11 protein-coding genes are annotated in these 21,235 nt (G+C 41.1%); 3 read left to right on the top strand and 8 right to left on the bottom strand.

The annotated features are described in order from the left end of the window. Positions 1-169 precede the first annotated feature (169 nt). The 3 genes from KGF34_RS00605 to KGF34_RS00595 form a co-directional block, all read right to left on the bottom strand. Entirely contained in the window at positions 170-1,870 is a 1,701-nt protein-coding gene (locus KGF34_RS00605; RefSeq protein ID WP_022233937.1) for an ammonium transporter, read from the bottom strand. Positions 1,871-1,982: 112 nt separating this feature from the next. Continuing rightward, the gene (locus KGF34_RS00600; protein ID WP_022233938.1) at positions 1,983-4,076 is read right to left on the bottom strand and encodes a glutamine synthetase III; all 2,094 of its coding nucleotides are present in this window, start codon (positions 4,074-4,076) and stop codon (positions 1,983-1,985) included. A 30-nt stretch (positions 4,077-4,106) separates the two neighbouring features. After that, positions 4,107-4,370: a hypothetical protein gene (locus KGF34_RS00595; RefSeq protein ID WP_252559481.1), complete on the bottom strand. Its 264-nt coding sequence runs from the start codon at positions 4,368-4,370 to the stop codon at positions 4,107-4,109. A 229-nt stretch (positions 4,371-4,599) separates the two neighbouring features. On the opposite strand from KGF34_RS00595, the gene gltB reads away from it, so the two are divergent. Together gltB and KGF34_RS00585 are read left to right on the top strand one after the other, a co-directional pair. Continuing rightward, positions 4,600-9,138 carry a glutamate synthase large subunit gene (gene gltB / locus KGF34_RS00590; RefSeq protein ID WP_354667452.1) on the top strand — a complete coding sequence of 1,513 codons (4,539 nt, stop codon included), beginning with the start codon at positions 4,600-4,602 and terminating at the stop codon, positions 9,136-9,138. 15 nt (positions 9,139-9,153) lie between these two features. Then, on the top strand, positions 9,154-10,638 hold the full coding sequence (locus KGF34_RS00585; protein WP_252559477.1) for a glutamate synthase subunit beta: 1,485 nt from the start codon (positions 9,154-9,156) through the stop codon (positions 10,636-10,638). A 731-nt stretch (positions 10,639-11,369) separates the two neighbouring features. Here KGF34_RS00585 and pulA (KGF34_RS00580) read toward each other — a convergent pair. The 3 genes from pulA (KGF34_RS00580) to eno form a co-directional block, all read right to left on the bottom strand. Then, on the bottom strand, positions 11,370-14,540 hold the full coding sequence (gene pulA, locus KGF34_RS00580) for a type I pullulanase (protein ID WP_252559475.1): 3,171 nt from the start codon (positions 14,538-14,540) through the stop codon (positions 11,370-11,372). 59 nt (positions 14,541-14,599) lie between these two features. Then, positions 14,600-17,473, bottom strand: a complete 2,874-nt coding sequence (gene pulA / locus KGF34_RS00575) for a type I pullulanase (RefSeq protein WP_252559473.1) — start codon at positions 17,471-17,473, stop codon at positions 14,600-14,602. Between the two features lie 404 nt (positions 17,474-17,877). Next, positions 17,878-19,134, bottom strand: coding sequence for a phosphopyruvate hydratase (eno, locus tag KGF34_RS00570; protein ID WP_252559471.1), 1,257 nt, complete (start codon positions 19,132-19,134; stop codon positions 17,878-17,880). 108 nt (positions 19,135-19,242) lie between these two features. On the opposite strand from eno, the gene KGF34_RS00565 reads away from it, so the two are divergent. Continuing rightward, the gene (locus KGF34_RS00565) at positions 19,243-19,548 is read left to right on the top strand and encodes a LysM peptidoglycan-binding domain-containing protein (protein ID WP_022235328.1); all 306 of its coding nucleotides are present in this window, start codon (positions 19,243-19,245) and stop codon (positions 19,546-19,548) included. Positions 19,549-19,734: 186 nt separating this feature from the next. Here the strand turns inward: KGF34_RS00565 and KGF34_RS00560 are convergent, their stop codons facing one another. Beyond that, positions 19,735-20,112 (bottom strand): metallopeptidase family protein, encoded by a 378-nt coding sequence (locus KGF34_RS00560; RefSeq protein WP_249376508.1) that lies wholly within the window; start codon positions 20,110-20,112, stop codon positions 19,735-19,737. Between the two features lie 13 nt (positions 20,113-20,125). Beyond that, complete coding sequence (gene rpoD / locus KGF34_RS00555; protein ID WP_252559469.1) at positions 20,126-21,211, bottom strand: RNA polymerase sigma factor RpoD; 1,086 nt, start codon at positions 21,209-21,211, stop codon at positions 20,126-20,128. Positions 21,212-21,235: the final 24 nt, after the last annotated feature.

Below are 21,235 nucleotides of genomic sequence, written 5' to 3'. Positions count from 1 at the left end.
ACAAAGTGATGTGACCTCCAAACCGTTAGATTCTTAGTCTGACTTTTTGGGGACAACTCAAAAAAGCGGTGCTGTTTTGATGTGCGTTATGCCAAAAGGGCCGACACAATTTCTCGTGTCGACCCTCTCGGTTTATGTGAATTAAAAAGGATAGGTAATTTTAATAGGATTACTCAATATCCTGCATTGCATCGTAACCAGTTTCACCGGTTCTTACTTTTACAACATCTTCAACATCATAAATGAAGATCTTGCCGTCACCGATATGACCTGTATAGAGTGCCTTTACAGCGGCATCTACAACAGCCTTTACAGGAACTTTGCAAACTACGATTTCTACCTTCATCTTAGGAAGGAGATTACTTTCAATAGCAACACCACGGTAATACTCTGCCTTACCCTTTTGAGCGCCGCAACCGAGTACCTGTGATACTGTCATACCTGTAATACCGAGTTTATCCATTTCTTCCTTGAGTGCCTCAAGTTTTGACTGCTTAAGGAGAATATCAATCTTAGTAATCTTTGTACCGTCGGTAGCCATATCATACTTGCCTGCAAGCTGAACAGGAACTGCCTTAGTTACAGGAACATTGCCCTCAACATCAAATGTTTCGTCAAGTGAAGCTGTACCAACACCGATTGGCATAAAGTCTGCATATGCGCTTACAAGACCGTGCTCGCAAATATCAAGACCCTTCATTTCTTCTTCCTTAGTTACACGAAGACCGATTGTCTTTTTGATGATTGTAAATACGATAATCATACAAACGATTGTCCAAGATGCTACGCAAAGGATACCAAGAGCCTGCTTACCGAGCTGTGCAAAACCGCCGCCGTAGAAAAGACCTGTGATACCGTCCTGACCGTTGCCTGTTGCAAAAAGACCTACTGCAAGACCGCCCCACATACCGTTTACGCCATGTACTGAGAATGCACCAACCGGGTCATCTATCTTGAGTTTAATATCAACAAATTCTACTGCAACTACTACAAGGATACCTGAAACAATACCGATGATTGCAGAACCGATAGCATCAACATCTGCACAACCTGCTGTTACTGCAACAAGACCTGCAAGTGAAGCGTTAAGACACATTGAAACATCAGGCTTACCGTTCTTAATCCAAGTAAAGAGCATACATGTTACTGTAGCAACAGCCGGAGCGATTGTTGTTGTAAGAAGGATCTGACCGAGTCTTGAACCGTCTTCTGCAGCAGCACCGTTAAAGCCGTACCAAGCAAACCAAAGAATGAATACACCTAAAGCACCGAGTGTGATGCTGTGACCCGGGATAGCGTTTACCTTACCGTTTTTGCCATACTTACCGATACGAGGTCCGAGGATGATTGCGCCTACAAGAGCAGAGATACCGCCAACCATATGAATTACGATTGAACCTGCAAAGTCAATACAACCGAGCTGTGCAAGCCAACCCTGACCGTTCCATACCCAACCTGCCTCGATAGGATAAACAACCAATGAAATTACTGCACTGTAAACACAGTATGCAGAGAACTTTGTACGCTCTGCCATAGAACCGGAAACAATTGTTGCGGCTGTAGCACAGAATACAAGCTGGAATACAAATGAGTTCCAATCAAAGCTTGCCCAATCTGTAAACATTGTAAGATTAGGAACGCCGATGAAACCTGCAATATAGTTTTCCGACATCATAAGTCCAAAACCAAGCAAACTGAATACTACTGTACCGATACAGAAGTCCATCAGGTTTTTCATAATGATATTACCGGCGTTTTTCGCTCTTGTAAAACCGGTTTCTACCATCGCAAAACCACATTGCATAAAGAATACGAGCAAGGCGCCTATCATATACCATACGCCTGTACTGCCAAAAATCATTTCTGCCATATAGATCTCCCCTTTTTTTAAATAACAAAAATGGCGTGTACCAAACAGTTTTTGTCTGTTCGTTACACGCCATTGTGTCACCAAATTTAAAATTTAAAAATCAGTCAATCGATCATACACCGTAAAGCATTTCGCCGTATGAAGGATATGGCCAGTAATCAGCGGCTGTTTCTGTTTCCATAGCGTCGCCGATTGCACGAAGTTCAGTCATTACCGAGAATACGCTCTCTCTGTAATACTTAGCATAAGCAAGAACATCGCCCTCATATTCGCTTGCGCCGATAACAGCGTTCTCAAGCTCTGCTGTCTTTTTGCTGAAGCAAACAAGTTTGTTTGAAAGACTTGTAATGAGGTCTTCCTCAACTGATGTTGGGATTGCGTCTGAAAGAGCTTTCTTAGCAAGCGCTGTATCTGTAAGCTCTCTTACATATGAAGTAACGGCAGGAATCATATCTTTTTTAGCCATATCAATCATTGTAAGTGCTTCGATATTGATAATCTTAGCATAGTTTTCAAGCTCAATCTCATATCTTGCATGAATTTCATCTACAGAATAAATCTTGTTCTTTGTAAAGAGGTCAATATTCTTCTGATCAATGTAATGCTCAACTGCATCAGGAAGTGATTTAAGGTTAAGAAGACCTCTCTTCTCTGCCTCTTCAACCCATTCAGGTGCATAGTTGTTGCCGTTGAAGATAATTGCCTGATGCTCTGTAAATGTCTTTTTAATAAGAGCCTTAACCGCTGCGTCAAGATCGGATGCGTCTTTCAACTCATCATAGAACTCTGAAAGTTCCTCGGCAACCATTGTGTTAAGCATTATGTTAGGACAAGCAATGTTGAGAGCCGAACCGAGTGCTCTGAACTCAAACTTGTTACCTGTGAAAGCAAACGGTGATGTTCTGTTACGGTCTGATGTGTCTTTCTTGAAGTCAGGAAGAACATCAACACCTGTTGACATCTTAACCTTGCCCTTGCTTATATACTCTGTACCGTTGATGATTGATTCAACCAATGCGCCGAGGTCATCACCGAGATACATTGAAATGATTGCAGGCGGTGCTTCGTTAGCGCCAAGACGATGGTCGTTACCTGCCGATGCAACAGAGATTCTTAAAAGATCCTGATACTCGTGTACAGCCTTTACGATAGCTGCAAGGAAGAGCTGGAACTGAATATTGTTTTCAGGTGTTTTACCCGGATCAAGGAGATTTTCACCTGTATTAGTAGAAATTGACCAGTTGTTGTGTTTACCTGAACCGTTTACACCTGCAAAAGGCTTTTCGTGAAGGAGGCAAACAAGACCGTGCTTTTCAGCAATCTTCTTCATAACTTCCATTGTAAGTTCGTTGTGGTCGGTTGCGATATTTGTAGTTGTAAAAATAGGAGCAAGCTCGTGCTGAGAAGGAGCAACCTCGTTGTGCTTTGTCTTAGCAAGAATACCGAGTTTCCAAAGCTCATTATCAAGGTCAGCCATGAAAGCTGCAACTCTTGTCTTGATTGCGCCGAAGTAATGGTCGTCAAGTTCCTGTCCTTTAGGAGCTTTTGCACCAAAGAGTGTTCTGCCTGTGTAGATAAGGTCTTTTCTCTGGTCATAAACATCTTTATCTATAAGGAAGTATTCCTGCTCAGGACCTACTGTTGTTGTAACTCTCGTAACATCTGTTTTGCCGAGAAGATTAAGAACTTTGCAAGCCTCTGTGCTGATTCTCTCCATTGAACGAAGAAGAGGTGTTTTCTTATCGAGGACCTCACCTGTGTATGAACAGAATGCTGTTGGAATGTAAAGTGTACCGTCCTTAGCAAAAGCATATGAAGTCGGGTCCCAAGTTGTATAACCTCTTGCCTCAAAAGTAGCACGAATACCGCCGCTTGGGAAAGAAGATGCATCAGGCTCGCCCTTTACAAGCTCTTTACCTGAAAACTCCATGATAACCTGACCGTCACCGTTCGGTGTGATAAAGCTGTCATGCTTTTCTGCTGTGATACCTGTCATTGGCTGGAACCAGTGTGTATAGTGTGTGCAGCCCTTTTCGATAGCCCAATCTTTCATTGCGCTTGCAACTACATTAGCTACGCTCTCGTCGAGAGGCTCACCATTCTGGATTGTTTTCTTAAGTGCCTTGTAAGTAGCCTTAGGAAGACGCTCAAGCATCATTTGATCGTTAAATACCATACTGCCAAATAATTCAGGAACTTTTGCCATTTTAATCTCTCCTATCCGTTTTTAATGAAATCATTTTTTAGAAAACAAAAAGGCACTGCGAACCTTTCGGCTCACAGCGCCCTTGCTGTTTGTCATTGACTGTAGTATAAACCCTTTTGCGTTATTTGTCAATAGCTTTTTTAAAATTTTTTCAAAAAATATCTCAGCTTTTGCAAGTTTAAGTAATTTTCCTGCACTTATTTTACTTTTAAACATTAGTTTATTGATTTTTCGTCGGGTTTCTTGCAAAATATGAAAGTTTGTTATAAAAAAGTTGCATTTTTCTATTGACAACTATAGTAACAGGCTATATAATAAAGTTATTGCAAATGTGCTGTTTTGCGACAGAATATTTCAAAGCATACATTTTACATATAATTAATATGTTTTAGCAAAAATATAAAATGTATTTAACAGCTCAATCCATTTATCGTACTCCATTTACTATACTATATTATATAGTATGCTGTGTAGAACAAATGTTGAAGAATTGAGCGGGAAAGGGTGAATTAAATTGGAACAAATCTCAAACAGACAAGACTTTAAGGGACTTTACTCTCCTCAGTTTGAGCACGACAACTGCGGTATAGGTGCGGTTGTAAACATTAACGGTATCAAAACTCACGATACTGTTGCAAATGCTCTTACTATAGTAGAAACCCTTGAGCACAGAGCAGGTAAAGACGCCGAAGGAAAAACAGGTGACGGCGTAGGTATTTTGCTCCAGATTTCACACAAGTTTTTCAAAAAAGTAGCCCAGAGAGATCTCGGAATCAAGCTTCTTGCGGAGAGAGATTATGCTGTAGGTATGTTCTTCTTCCCTCAAAACGAGCTTGCAAGAAATCAGGCTAAAAAAATGTTTGAAATTATTGCGGAAAAAGAGGGACTTGAGATTCTCGGCTGGAGAAATGTTCCTTCAAACCCTGATATACTCGGCAAACGAGCAGTAGAATGTATGCCTCATATTATGCAATGCTTTATCAAGCGCCCTAAGGGTGTTAAAAAAGGATTGCCTTTCGACCGCAAGCTCTATGTTGCAAGACGAGTATTTGAGCAGAGTAACGAGGATACATATGTAGTTTCTCTCTCAAGCAGAACTATTGTATATAAAGGTATGTTCCTTGTAGGCGAGTTAAGAAGATTCTTTACAGACTTGCAGGATCCTGATTATGAATCTGCAATCGCTATGGTTCACTCAAGATTCTCTACCAATACAAACCCAAGCTGGCAGAGAGCGCATCCAAACAGAATGATTGTTCACAACGGTGAAATCAATACAATCAGAGGCAACGCAGACAAAATGCTTGCCCGTGAAGAAACAATGAAGTCGGAGCACCTCAAAGGCGACCTCGACAAGGTTATCCCTGTTGTAAATACCGAGGGTTCGGACTCCGCAATGCTCGATAACACTCTTGAATTTTTAGTAATGAGCGGTATGGAGCTTCCTCTTGCCGTTATGATTACAATTCCTGAGCCTTGGGACAGAAACCACACAATTTCTCAGAAAAAGAAAGATTTTTACCAGTACTACGCTACAATGATGGAACCATGGGACGGCCCTGCATCAATTCTTTTCTCTGACGGTGATATTATGGGTGCGGTTCTTGACAGAAACGGTCTTCGTCCGTCAAGATACTACATTACAGATGACAACAACCTTATTCTTTCATCAGAAGTCGGTGCACTTCCTATTGACCCCGCAAAGATTGTCACTAAGGAAAGACTTCGTCCCGGTAAAATGCTCCTTGTAGATACTGTACAGGGCAAACTTATCGACGATGACGAGCTTAAGGAATATTATGCATCAAAACAGCCGTACGGCGAATGGCTCGACAGCAACCTTGTTCGTCTTAAAGACCTCAAGATTCCTAATGTAAAGGTTGAGGAACATTCTTATGACGAAAGACAACGCCTCCAGAAAGCATTTGGCTATACATATGAAGAGGTTATGACATCTATCCTCCCTATGGCTAAAAATGCAAGCGAGCCGATTTCGGCAATGGGTACAGACAGTCCTCTTGCCGTACTTTCAAAAGAGCCGCAGCCGCTTTTCAATTACTTTAAGCAGCTTTTCGCACAGGTTACAAACCCACCTATTGACGCAATTCGTGAGGAAGTTGTAACATCAACAACAATTTATATCGGCGAGGACGGCAATATTCTTGAAGAAAAGCCGGAAAACTGTAAGGTAATTAAGATTCATAATCCAATTCTTACTTCTACGGATATTCTTAAAATCAAAAATATGCATATCAACGGCTTTAAGGTTGCCACCGTTCCGATTCTTTATTATAAAAACACAAGCCTTAAAAAGGCTATCAACAGACTTTTCATTGAAACAGACAAGGCTTTCAGCGAGGGTGCAAACATCATCATCCTCTCGGACCGTGGCGTTGACGAAAACCACCTTGCTATTCCGTCATTGCTTGCGGTTTCGGCAGTTCACCAGCACCTAGTTGTTACCAAGAAAAGAACATCATGCGCTATCATTCTTGAAAGTGGCGAGCCACGAGAGGTACATCATTTTGCTACACTTCTCGGCTACGGTGCAAGTGCTATTAACCCATACCTTGCGCAGGAAACTATCCACGAGCTTATCGCAGATGACCTTCTCGACAAGGATTACTATGCGGCTGTTAATGACTACAATGACGCTATTCTTCATGGCATAGTTAAGATTGCATCTAAAATGGGTATTTCAACAATCCAGTCATACCATGGCTCACAAATTTTCGAGGCAATCGGTATCGGCAAGGATGTTATTGATAACTACTTTACAGGTACAGTCAGCAGAATCGGCGGTATCACATTAAAAGATATCGAAAAGAATGTTGACAGACTTCATACTTCCGCATTTGACCCACTCGGACTTAACACAAACCCTGAACTCGAATCAAGAGGCAGTCATAAGTTCAGAAGCGGTAAGGAAGAACACCTCTACAACCCGCAGACAATTTATATGCTCCAGCAGTCAACAAGAACAGGCGACTATGAGCTTTATAAGAAATATTCGCATATGATTTCAGAGGAAATGGACCCTGTTAATATCAGAGGACTTTTCGATTTTAACTATGCCGAAACTCCTGTTCCGATTGATGAAGTTGAAAGCGTTGATTCAATTGTTCGCAGATTTAAAACAGGCGCTATGTCATACGGTTCAATTTCACAGGAAGCACACGAGGCTCTTGCTATTGCAATGAACAGATTACACGGCAAATCAAACTCGGGTGAGGGCGGCGAAAGCCTTGAAAGACTTCTCACAAAGGGCACAGCCGACAACCGTTGCTCAGCTATCAAGCAGGTTGCGTCGGGCAGATTCGGTGTAACTTCAAAGTACCTCACATCTGCCGACGAAATTCAGATTAAAATGGCACAGGGTGCTAAGCCGGGCGAGGGTGGACATCTTCCGGGCAAAAAGGTATATCCTTGGATTGCAAAGACAAGACACTCAACTCCGGGTGTATCACTTATCTCCCCTCCTCCTCATCATGATATTTATTCAATCGAAGACCTTGCACAGCTTATTTATGACCTTAAAAATGCTAACACAGACGCAAGAATTTCCGTAAAACTTGTTTCTGAATGTGGTGTAGGTACAGTTGCAGCAGGTGTTGCAAAAGCAGGCGCAGGCGTTATCCTTATTTCGGGTTATGACGGCGGTACAGGTGCTGCTCCGAGAAGTTCAATCTATAATGCTGGTCTTCCATGGGAGCTTGGTCTTGCCGAGGCTCATCAGACTCTTATTATGAATGACCTTAGAAACAAGGTTGTTATCGAAACAGACGGTAAGCTTATGAACGGCAGAGATGTTGCGATTGCCGCAATTCTCGGTGCTGAGGAATACGGCTTTGCTACCGCTCCGCTCATAACACTCGGTTGTGCTATGATGAGAGTATGTAATCTTGATACTTGCCCGTTCGGCGTGGCTACCCAGAACCCTGAACTCAGAAAGAGATTTATGGGTAAGCCTGAATATGTAATGAACTTTATGCGTTTTGTTGCTCAGGAGCTTAGAGAGTATATGTCTAAGCTCGGCGTAAAAACTATTGACGAGCTTGTCGGCAGAATTGACCTTATCAAGAGAAAAGACAATATTGAGGGACAGGCTGCCGAAGTTGACCTTTCAAATATTCTCAACACTGACTTTGTTTCAAATAAGATTGAATACAAGAAAAAGAATCTTTATGACTTTAAGCTTGACGCAACTCTCGATGAAAAGGTACTCTTAAAGGAATTTAAGTCTAACCTTGCAAACGGTAAGAGCAAGACAATTACTGTTGATGTTAAGAACACAGACCGTTCATTCGGTACAATTCTCGGTTCTGAAATTACGAAAGCATTTGACGATAAGCTTGAAGACGATACATTTAAGATTATCTGTAACGGTTCTGGCGGACAGAGTTTTGGTGCTTTCATTCCAAAGGGACTTACACTTGAGCTTGTCGGCGACAGCAACGACTACTTTGGTAAAGGTTTGTCAGGCGGTAAACTTATTGTATATCCTCCAAAGGGTTCAACCTTTAAGGCTGAAAATAATATCATTATCGGTAATGTTGCTTTCTACGGTGCTACAAGCGGTAAAGCATTTATCAACGGTGTTGCAGGTGAGCGTTTCTGTGTAAGAAACTCCGGTGCCGTAGCAGTTGTTGAGGGTGTAGGCGACCACGGCTGTGAATATATGACAGGCGGCAGAGTTGTAGTTATAGGTAAAACAGGTAAAAACTTCGCCGCAGGTATGTCGGGCGGTGTAGCTTATGTACTTGACGAGGACAGAGATCTTTATACAAAGCTTAACAAAGAAATGGTACTCTTCTCCGAAGTTAAAGAAAAGTACGATATTATAGAGCTTAAATCCCTCATTGAGGAACACACAGCCGCAACAGGCTCAACTAAGGGTAAAGAAATTCTTGATAACTTTGACGAGTATCTTCCAAAGTTCAAGAAAATAGTTCCTCACGATTACAAAGAAATGATGTCTGCGATTGCTTCTATGGAAGAAAAAGGTCTTAGCAGTGAACAGGCTCAAATTGAAGCATTCTATCAGATTATCAACAATAAGTAAGGAGGGCACACAATAATGGGAAAGCCAACAGGTTTTATGGATTACAATCGTGAAGATGCCGAGGCATTTTCAGTCAAAGAAAGAATACAAAACTATAATGAATTTCACACACCTTTAAGCAAAAAGGATCAGGAAAAGCAGGGTGCAAGATGTATGGAGTGCGGTGTTCCGTTCTGTCAGGCAGGTATGCAGATTGGCAATACATTCTCCGGCTGTCCTCTTAACAATCTTATCCCTGAATGGAATGACCTTATTTTCAAAGGTTGTTGGGAACAGGCATATAACAGACTTAAAATTACAAATAACTTCCCGGAGTTTACCTCCCGTGTCTGCCCTGCCCTTTGCGAAAAGGCTTGCACTTGCGGCGCTAACGGTGATGCTGTTACCGTAAGAGCAAACGAGTACGGCATTATCGAAAATGCTTACGAACAGGGACTTGCAGAGGCAAATCCTCCAAAGGTAAGAACAGGTAAAAAAATTGCAATCATCGGCTCAGGTCCTTCGGGACTTGCCGCCGCTGACCAGCTCAATCAGAGAGGTCACTCTGTTACTGTATTCGAGCGTTCCGACCGTGTAGGCGGTTTGCTTATGTACGGTATTCCGAATATGAAACTTGAAAAAGAAGTTATAGACCGTAAAATTTCTATTATGAAAGAAGAGGGCGTTGAATTTAAAACAGGCGTCAATGTAGGCAAAGATGTAAAAGCTAAAAAATTGCTTGACGAATACGACAGAGTTATACTCTGCTGCGGCGCATCCAACCCAAGAGATATTAAGGTTAAAGGCAGAGAAGCTAAAGGCATTTACTTTGCTGTTGATTTTCTTAAATCAACTACTAAAGCATTGCTTGACAACGGCTTAAAGGACGGCACTTATATTTCCGCTAAAGGAAAAAATGTTATGGTTATCGGCGGTGGTGATACAGGTAACGACTGTGTCGGAACAAGTATTCGTCACGGCGCTAAATCAGTTCTCCAGCTTGAGATGATGCCAAAATTACCCGACAAGCGTACTGCCGACAATCCATGGCCGCAGTGGCCGAGAGTTTGTAAAACAGACTACGGTCAGGAAGAGGCTATTGAGGTATTCGGTCATGACCCAAGAGTTTATCAGACAACGGTAAAAGAATTTATCTCCGATGACAAGGGCAACCTTAAGGGTGCTGTTCTTGTTAAGTTAAAGCCTGAAAAGGACGAAAAGACAGGCAGACTTATGATGAAAGAAGTCGAGGGTTCGGAATACACTGTTGATGTTGAGCTTGTACTCATTGCGGCAGGTTTCTTAGGTTCGGAAAGTTATGTTACAAAAGCATTTGGCGTTGAAGTAAACGCAAGAACAAATGTAGCAACCGCAGAAGGCTCTCACGCAACAAATGTTAAAAATGTATTTACAGCCGGAGATATGCACAGAGGACAGTCACTTGTAGTATGGGCAATTCGTGAAGGCAGAGATGTTGCCAAAGAGGTTGATTTAAGCCTTATAGGTTACACAAATCTTTAATTTTAATAATAATTAAATCTTCCATTATCTAAAAAAATGCACAACGGTTTTTAATCGTTGTGCATTTGCTTTTTATGATTATAAGAGTGAAACATTGATTATCTTTAGTTTTTAGCAAACTACTTTGCTAAGTGATTATAAAGGTTCTTTATCAAAAGTTGGGGTAAATTATGGTTTAGCGGAGTGTCGGTCGGGCATTGAAATTTAGCTAACGCTAAATTATCCACCCAAAAACAAAAAAGTTTACTCAATTTTTTCAAAAATTGCGGGTTTGGGCAGCGCCCATAAAATCTTCCGATACAACAATTTATCAGGTGCAAACAGCCACGCTGTTTGCGTGCTTGCACCGAGTTTGAAAAAACAGGCGGTAGCCTTTTAGAAAAGAATTTACTTATTTATTGTTTAATGAATGGCTTTCTTGTTGCTATCGCAACTTTTAAAGGCTAACGCCGTTGTGTTCAAGCCGCCAAACAGCGAGCTGTTCGGCTATCGTCAGATTGCGTAAGCAGAAAGTATTTGTGGGCTTTGGCCACACCCACGACCTTTGAAAAGGTCGACCAAACTTTTATAATTACCTGTCGAAACAATTTGCTAAACCATAATTTTTCCAAAAACTTTTTTATAAATAGACATAATTGTTTGACAAAAATAAGAACAAAGCGTGTTCCTAATTTAAAATACACCAAAAGCAAAAGCCGACCCCTTACGAGGCCGGCTTGAATTATTTTAGATTAAGCGATCGGAACTGCGATTGGTGCATTTGGGTTATTATCCGGATTCTCTGTATAGAATGTGAGGTATGTACCACCCATTACATTAGAGTCATCGATTACAATCCAAAGCTCGTTGTCAATAAAGCCCTTATAGTCAATTGTCTGATTTGTACCTGTGTCAGAAACAATTATATTGTAAGAACCTGCCTTTGTACAAGTGAAGTCTTTAACATACCAACCGTTTTCATCCATTTCTGTAAGTGTATCGCCCGGCCATTCACCTGATGTTGTGTAGTTGTCAGCATCAACACCGTTTGTATCTGAACCCCAGAGCCAAAGTGACGGATTCCAAGTAAGTGAACCATTGTGCTTAACATGGAGTTTAACATCCATACTTGACGCTACATAGTAGTAATCAACGCTCATATCTACACCATAAGGAATGTGACCGTTTACATTTTTAGGTGTTTTTGTTGTATCAACAGTATAACCGATTGTACGGTAGCTTGTTGTTGTGTATTCATCGCCTACTCTGCCCGAAATTACTGTTGAAGGAGTAATCTTTTCGACTGTGCCGTCCTCAGCTGTGTAGAAATGGTTTACTGTAACACTGCCCGATGATACCGGCTTACCGGTAGTATAAGTCTGAAGAGCTGTAACATCATTTACATCTTTCCTTGTATCGTAGTTTACATCTATCTTTGCATATGTGTCAGCATCTACACTTGCAGGATCTGTAATAATAGACTGCATTAATGTTACATCACGAACATCAATAGCACCGTCATTATTAAAGTCTGCGTTCTTGAATGATTCAGGAACATAGTCATCATAGTAGTATGTTACAACTGCCGGTGTTTCTGAATAAGTGCCTGTTGCAGGGCCCTCAACCTTGCTCAATATATATGTATTACTAATGCTTGAGTTTTCGGCTGTTGTATAACCTGTACCGATTGTACCCTGAATAACTTCAGGATCAACAAGGTTTTCACCTGTTGGTTTGTAAACATAGTTTACAGTTACCTGACCCATACCGTCGTCAAGAGCGAGCTTATCAAAGCTTGCCTTGTCAACAGCAATTACTGTTGAAATTGCAGGCACTGTAAATGTTGAACCCGAAACCTCACCAAGGTTCTTTAAGCCGGCTGTCTTATCGTTAGCAATAATTACCCACTCTGTGCAGCTTTCATCCTTGAGCTTAACTTCTTCTGCTTTTTTAGCTGAGTTGTGGATAACAGCCATTGTCTGCCACTCGTCAGGCTGATCATTCTTAACAGTAAACGCTACCTGGTTAGAGAATGCACTGCCCATTGACTTGTTAAGTGTGTAAGCTGATGAATATGACTTATCCATTGCTGTGAATGGTGTAAAGTTCTTTCTGATTTCGTAAAGTCCCTTGTAGTAAGATACAAGATCCTGATACTCCAGAATGTTGTTCCAGTTAATCTTGTTGATTTCAGGTGAAGACTTGTAGCTGTTTGTATCGCCGTACTTTGTACGAGCCATTTCCTGACCTGCAAGCATAAATGAAATACCCTGTGAAGTATTTACAATAGCACCTGCCATTTTATTCATCTTAACGAGGTCTTCGTAACGGTTGCCGTAGTCACCTGAAACTGTAGAAGCAACGAGCTGATCGTAAAGAGCAGCGTTGTCGTGGCAGTCAGCGTATGTAACTGACTGTGAAGGAGCTTTAGCTTTCCACTTGTAGTTACCGTTTGAGTTAGCGAACAAGCCGAAAGAAATACCCTTAGCAGCACCCTTTGAGCCCTGAACAAAACCTGTGTTTGCAATGCTCATAGCACCGCCCTTGATAGCGTCACGAACAGAGTCATTGAAGATACCGATTCTCTCGCTAAGTGAGCCTGCGTTTGACTGAATAGCCGGTATAAACTTTGTACCGTCACAAGTGTTTGTTGGGTGGTATGAATCGCCGCCTGTCCATGCTTCGCCCCACATTGTAACCCTATTATCAACCTTATCAAGAGCATCTCTGATCTGATTCATTGTTTCAACATCCATAATACCCATAAGGTCATAACGGAAGCCGTCAACATGGTACTCATTTACCCAGTAGAGGCAAGACTGAATAACATAGTTTCTGTACATTGCACGCTCTGTTGCACACTCGTTGCCGCAACCCGATCCGTTTGAGAATTTGCCTCTTCTGTTAAGTCTGTAGTAATAGTTAGGAACAGTCTTTTGGAAGCAAGAGTCTGTTGAATATGTATGGTTGTAAACAACATCCATTACAACGCTGATGCCTGCATCATGGAGTGCCTGAATCATTTCCTTACATTCCTTAATTCTTACATTACCGTCATATGGATTTGAAGAATAAGAGCCTTCAGGAACATTGTAGTTCTGTGGGTCATAGCCCCAGTTAAACTGCTCATCGTTGCCTGCCTCGTTTACTGAAGCATAGTCATAGAATGGATTGAGCTGTACTGTATTAACACCAAGTTCTTTTAGATAGTCAATACATGTAGAAATGTTGCCCTCACCGTTAAGTGTTGTGCCGTTTTCTGTAAATGCGAGGAATTTACCACGATTTGCCTCAGAAACACCTGAAGAAGCGTCATATGAGAAGTCCTTTACATGGAGTTCCCAAACAGTGCTGTCTGTAACCTCATTCTGGAATACATGAGTGTCCTTGTCCCAACCGTCAGGGTCTGTAGAGTCGAGATCAACAATCATTGAACGGTTACCGTTTACACCGACTGCCTTTGAGTATACATCCTGTGTTTCACTTGTTGTTGTTTCGCCTGTTGTAGGATTAACTACTGTGATTGTGTAGGTGTAGTAGTAGTCTTTCCATTCGCCAGTAAGCTTAATCTTCCAAATGCCTGTAGCGTCTTCTTTCTCAAGCCGGTAAGAGGCTACCTTACTTGCTCCCTGTTCATCGTCTGAACCTTTTGTAAAAATATTTACCTTAATTTCAGTTGCTGTAGGTGACCAAACTTTGAAAGTTGTGGCATCTTTAGTGTATGTAACGCCGAGGTCATCTCCATCATATCTGTAATTTGCGTCAAGTTCTTCGAGTGCTTTTGTAGCAGTTGTATCTACTGCTACAGAACCGCCTGATACTGTTTCCGCATCGGTTGTTGCAGCCATTGAAGTAACTGCTGTTGTTGTACCGAGCATACAAAATGCAAGAACAACAGATACAAATTTCTTTGTATTTTTCATAGTTTTATTTCCTCCTTTTATTTTTATAATCTATCCCTTGTGGGAATAACTACCTAAAATCATTCGTCTATATCCATAGACTCGGCAAAAGCCTTTTTCCTTTTAATATTTGTATAAAGAGTGCTTGCAACGCATCCTGCAAGAATTAGACCTGCGGCAATATATACAACAACCATAACCGACTTAAGGGGGTCAGGGTCGTTTGAATATGAATAAATTACATTAATTTCTGTTTTTGTAAAATTACCGTTCGCATTTGACGGAACAAATCTTAATGTCATATCTTCAAATTCTTTTTCTTCTGCTGTATAAGCCTCTCCTTCTGCACCTGTAAGAGTTGTCTTTTCAACAACCTTACCGCTGCCGTCCATATAAATTACATTTACTCTGCATTCGTCCTTTGACTTGTCATCATCCGCAATCTTTTCGTATTTAAAGGTTACATCAAAATCTTTGTTAGGAAGAACACCGGAAGCATTGTTCGGAAGTTCGTCGAGTATAAGTCTGTAATTTTCAATACCGGGAATTTCGGGAGTGTAATACTCAACCCCTGTTCTGTTTTTAATTGAATAGCTGTCAACTAAATCTTTACCGCTCTCTTTATCTACAAAGTGGTAAGTAACTGTTGAAAAAGTGCCATCGTACTTTTCAACATAAACCTTAGCGTGAAGAACTCCGTCTGTAAAGAACCCTTTTGCGTCACCGTCGGTTTTCTTTATGTCATAGTTAAGAGTAAAAGCATTTTCAGCAAGGTCATAAGCCTTACCGATACCGCCTGTTACGGTTTGGGTAGAAATAAGGTCATGTGTTTTATTGTCATAATAATTTACAACTACCGCACCCTCACGGATTGTAAGCTGTGCATTGTCAAAGCCCTGCTTATCAGCCATAACAACAGCCGAATGAGCTTTAACCTCTACACTGCCGTCAACTTCGCCGAGGTTTCTTAATCCTGCTGTTTCGTTGTCCGCAACGATTACCCACTTGCCGTCAACTTTAACATTCTGTGACTCATCACCGCCGTTAAAGAGAACGCAAACTTGATTCCATTTGCCCTGCTCTGTATTGTTAAGTTTGTAACCTACAACTGTTTTTGGCAAGTCGTTTAAATAATCAATTGCATTTGCACTCTGTGTCGTGCAATCTTTAAATGCCGCAAATTCTTCTCTGATTTGCATTAAACCTCTGTAATACTCAACAATATCGCTGTATTCATTGATATTGTTCCAATCAAGCATATTTTTTTCACGGCTTGAAGCATAGGAATTTTCGTCACCGTCTTTGCTTCTTGCAAATTCCTCACCGGCAAGCATAAACGGAATACCTTGAGATGTCATTACAATAGCGGCTGAAAGTTTATTCATTGCCACCAAATCTTCATAACGCTTTCTGTATTCGGAATCTCTGCCGTAAACCGAATCAACAAGTTTATCATAAAGACAAAGGTTATCATGACAAGACGCATATGTTACACACTGTGACGGAACATTTGCCCAACCCGAAGTACGGTCGGACTGACCCGATATGCCAATCTTAAGGTTAGATTTTTTGCTTGCCTCCTGTACGAAAGCGCCGTCTGTACCGCCCGTACTGCCCTTGATTGCATCACGGATAGTATCGTCAAAAGCACCTATACGGTCGTTAAGCTGCTTGAGGTTACCCTGATTAGCCATTACCGTGCCTTCATTGCAAGCAGTCGGCATATTCCAAGCCTCACCGTACATAATAATCTTTTTGCCGATGTCGTTGTCATAGAGTTTGTCAAGCGCATCTCTTACCTGATTAAGTGTTTCAACATCGTGAAGACCCATAAGGTCAAAACGGAAACCGTCAATATGATATTCCTTTGCCCAATAAGTAACAGAATCAATCATATACTTGCGGAACATCTTGTGTTCGGATGCAGTATCGTTGCCGCAGCCCGAACCGTTTGAGAATGTACCGTCCTCGTTCATTCTGTAATAATAGTTAGGAACTGTATTTTGGAATACGGAATCCGTTGAATAAGTATGATTGTAAACAACATCCATAATTACGCCGATACCTGCATTATGAAGTGCCTGTATCATCTGCTTACATTCTTTGATACGAACATTACCGTCATAAGGATTTGTAGAATACGAACCCTCGGGACAGTTATAGTTTACAGGGTCATAGCCCCAATTGTATTGCGACATAATGTCTTTTGATTCGTCAACAGAGCCAAAATCGCAGAAAGGCATAATCTGAACATACTTAACACCGAGTCTTTTTAGGTAATCAATGCATGTCGGTGTACCGCCCTGAATACCGTTTACAGTTGTACCTTCCTCTGTAAAAGCAAGGAATTTACCTCTGTTTGATTTAGATACGCCGCTTGATTCCGAAGATGAAAAATCGGCAACGGAAACTTCCCATACAGATGCCTCGGTAGGATTTGAAACAGTTACATGAACATCGTTTTCCCAACCATCCGGATTTGTACTGTTAAGGTTTACTACCATACTGCGCTTGCCGTTTACACCGCAGGCTTTTGCATAAACATCTCCTGTTTCGGTAACCGTATCGCCGTTTTTAACGCTGTAAGTATAATACTTTCCCGCAAGATTACCGCTTACTTTTATGCTCCATACGCCTGTTTTTTTGTCAAGCTCCATTGTTTTTGTGGCAATAGAACCGCCGTCGCCCTCTTCGTCACTGCCGTGCTCGTAAAGATTTAACTTTACCGTAGCAGCCTTAGGCGCCCAAACTTTAAAAGTAGTTGAATCTTCAGACCAAACCGCACCGAGGTCACTGCCCGAATAAGCTGTTTTATCAAGTTCGGCTGCATAAGTCTGATAATTAACCTTTTTGTTTTCAACTTTCTTTTCTTCCGCCGCACTGATTGCCGATGCGCACATGCCTGCCATAATCATTGCCGTTAATACTCCTGTAATTAATCTTTTTAATAACAATAAAAATGCCTCCTGACTCTGCGGCAATACCTTTCAGAATTCTTGTCTGCTTACCAAGCCGCCATCAGAAACAAAATATTCAGTTTTAGTATTGACCGAAATCATACTGTTTAATATACGAACAGTATTGAACATAATAAATAATTATATTTTCTTTTATATAATTTTAACATAATTTCCAAGCGATTTTATATCTTTTAAAGAATTATATTTTAAATATGAGGATTCACGATGTAGAATTTTAAACGCTTTTATTGTGCAACTTGCTACATATCAGCTCAGATTTTTATGCATTTTTTCAAATAAAGTCCCAAATAACAAAATAAAGACAAAAAAGGTCATTCGATTCGTACAATAATCGAATAACCTTTTAATATTGACAAAATTTTGACAATTATTATATTTTAAAGCCCATATACGGACGAACCTTTAAATAGACTTTCAATTCTTAATAATCTGTTATATTTACATACTCGGTCGGTACGGCAAGGTGCTCCCGTTTTTATCTGCCCGGCATTTACCGCAACCGCAATATCCGCAATTGTAGTGTCCTCTGTTTCACCGCTTCTATGCGAAATCACCGTTGTATAACCCGCCTTTTGTGCCATATCAATCGCCCCAAAAGTTTCTGTAAGAGTTCCTATTTGATTCATTTTTATCAAAATAGAATTACCTGCGCCGACACAAATGCCCTTGTAAAGTCTTTCTGAATTTGTAACAAATAAATCGTCGCCTACAAGCTGAACTTTTTTGCCGATGCGATCCGTGATTTCTTTCCACCCCTCCCAATCGTATTCCGAAAGAGGGTCTTCGATTGAGAATATCGGATATTTGTCGCAAAGTTTTTCAAAATAATTAATAAGGTCACTTGTCTTGAGTACGGATTTTCTTTTCGGCAAGTGATAAACGCCGTCGTTAAACCATTCGGATGCCGCCGCATCAATAGCAATCTTAGTATTCTCTGTATTGTATCCCGCATCACAAACCGCCTGAATAATCAACTCAATTGCCTCTTCGTCGGTCTCAAGATTCGGTGCAAAACCGCCCTCGTCGCCAACAGAAGTAGCCATACCTTTCTGTGAAAGAATTTTACCAAGACTGTGGTATATTTCACAGCATTGCTGCAAACCGTCGGAAAAAGTATTCGCACCTACAGGCATAATCATAAATTCCTGTATATCAATGTTATTTGCTGCATGAGCGCCGCCGTTGAGAATATTCATCATAGGCACGGGAAGTTTTACCGAATAAATACCTCCGAGATAACGGTAAAGCGGAAGTCTTAGCGATTTTGCCGCTGCCTTTGCAACTGCGACTGACACGGCAAGTATCGCATTTGCACCAAGATTTTTCTTGTTTTTGCTCCCGTCAAGCTCTGATAATTTGTTATCGACTGCACATTGGTCAAACGGCGACATACCGCAAATTTCGGGTGAAATAATTTTGCTGATATTTGCAACTGCTTTTTTTACTCCCTTGCCGTTAAATCTATCACCGCCGTCACGCAGTTCAACAGCTTCATAAGCACCTGTTGATGCTCCCGACGGTACTGCCGCATTTGCAAAAGTTCCGTCTGTCAGTCCTACGGTAGCCTCTACGGTAGGATTACCTCTTGAATCAATAATTTCTCTGCCGACTACAGAATTAATGGTTATTTTCATTTTATTACCTCCAAATATATTTTGCCGTAACTGTCAAAAAATATTCAGAGCAGTGGCACAGAGGTAAAAAAAGCATATTATATTAAAAAAAGCAAAGGAGGAAATAATTTGGATATTGTTTACTATACTGTCAGACCGGGAAATACTTTGTTTGGCATTGCGCAATTTTTTCAAACTACGGTAAACGACATTTTAAGATACAACAACATTGCTGACGCAAACAGAATTTATGTAGGTGAAACTCTGGCAATTCCGGCAGGAACTTCACAATCGCCACGCACACATATTGTAAGACCGGGAGAATCCCTTTGGTATATCTCAAAAATGTACAATATGACGGTAGAGGATCTTATGAATAAAAACAATCTCGGCAATCCCAATGTTCTCTATCCGGGACAAATATTGAATGTGTAAATATTATTAAATTAGCTTTTAAAAAAATATATTACCAAACAATTATAAAAATTTGGTCAACATTTAAAAAGATTTGACCTAAATTTTCAAATTATTTAACACAAACTTTTTGCCAAACCATAACTCACCACAACACTTTACAAAAAGCAAAAGCTGTACCGATAAATTCGATACAGCTTTTATGTATTATCCGGTTATACCGTTACTTCTAAGATATGATTCTATCTGTTCATCATCGCAGATTCCGAGGTCATCACAACCTGCAAGATGTTCGTTATGATGCTTTACTTCGTGGTGCATTATTTTCTCAAGCTCCGTGTACAGCTTGTCATTTGACAAACCTCCGTACACCTTCATAATACTGCCGTAGTAAAACACAATTGAGTTGCCTATTGAATTTCTTACATACTCTCCGAGGATATACAGCTCTCCCCTCACGCTTTGCGGATGTAACTTTGCTTGCGGTTCAAGCGACATTCCCGCATTAAGGTCACGGAAAAGTTCCTGCGGCATTGAGTCTGCAATTTCATCAAGCATTTGAGCACATTCTTCAAAAGTAACCATAATCAATACCTAATTAATAATCAAGATAATCCTTAAGTTTTCTGCTTCTTGACGGATGTCTTAGCTTTCTTAATGCCTTTGCCTCAATCTGACGGATACGCTCACGGGTTACATTAAACTCTTTGCCTACCTCTTCAAGCGTTCTGCTTCTGCCGTCTTCAAGACCGAAACGAAGTCTTAAAACCTTTTCCTCTCTCGGAGTAAGAGTTGAAAGAACATCAGAAAGCTGTTCTCTTAACATTGTGTGTGAAGCGGCATCGGCAGGTGCGGGTGCACCGTCATCCGGGATAAAATCGCCGAGGTGGCTGTCTTCCTCTTCACCGATAGGTGTTTCGAGAGATACAGGTTCTTGAGCCACACGCATAATTTCTCTTACCTTATCAACTGGCAAGTCAAGCTCGTCTGCAATTTCATCGGGGGTAGGCTCATGACCGTTCTGGTGCAAAAGCTGGCTCTGAACTTTTTTTACCTTATTGATAGTTTCAACCATATGAACAGGAATACGAATTGTTCTTGCCTGGTCGGCAATGGCTCTTGTTATTGCCTGTCTGATCCACCATGTGGCATATGTTGAGAACTTAAATCCCTTTGTATAATCAAACTTGTCAACCGCCTTGATAAGACCGAGGTTGCCCTCCTGAATAAGGTCGAGAAACTGCATACCTCTGCCAAGGTAACGCTTTGCAATGCTTACAACAAGACGAAGGTTTGCCTCTGAAAGTCGCTGTTTTGCCTGTACATCGCCGTTGGCAATTCTGATGGCAAGGTCAATTTCTTCTTCGGATGAAAGGAGCGGTACTCTGCCGATTTCTTTCAAATATACTTTAACAGGATCGTCAACGGTGACAGCACCGTCTGCAACAAAATCAGAATCCTTGCCATCGCCGAGGTCAATATCATCAATCTTGATGTCGCCCATATCCTCAACGATTTCAATACCCTGCTGTTCAAGGTTGTCATAAAGTTTTTCGAGCTGTTCGGGGTCAAAGTCAATCTCACCGATAGCATCAAGAATATCCTGATTGTTAAGCTGTCCCTTTTGTTTGCCAAGCTCTAAAAGCTCTTTTACAACTGCTTTTTTGTCCTGAGGTGCGTTCATACTCATTTTCCTTTCTGAATGTAC

The organism is Ruminococcus sp. FMBCY1 (assembly GCF_023921805.1).
Classification (GTDB): domain Bacteria; phylum Bacillota; class Clostridia; order Oscillospirales; family Acutalibacteraceae; genus Ruminococcoides; species Ruminococcoides intestinale_A.
Note: the sequence above shows the minus strand (reverse complement) of the source record. Positions and strands in the feature narration are given on the sequence as shown.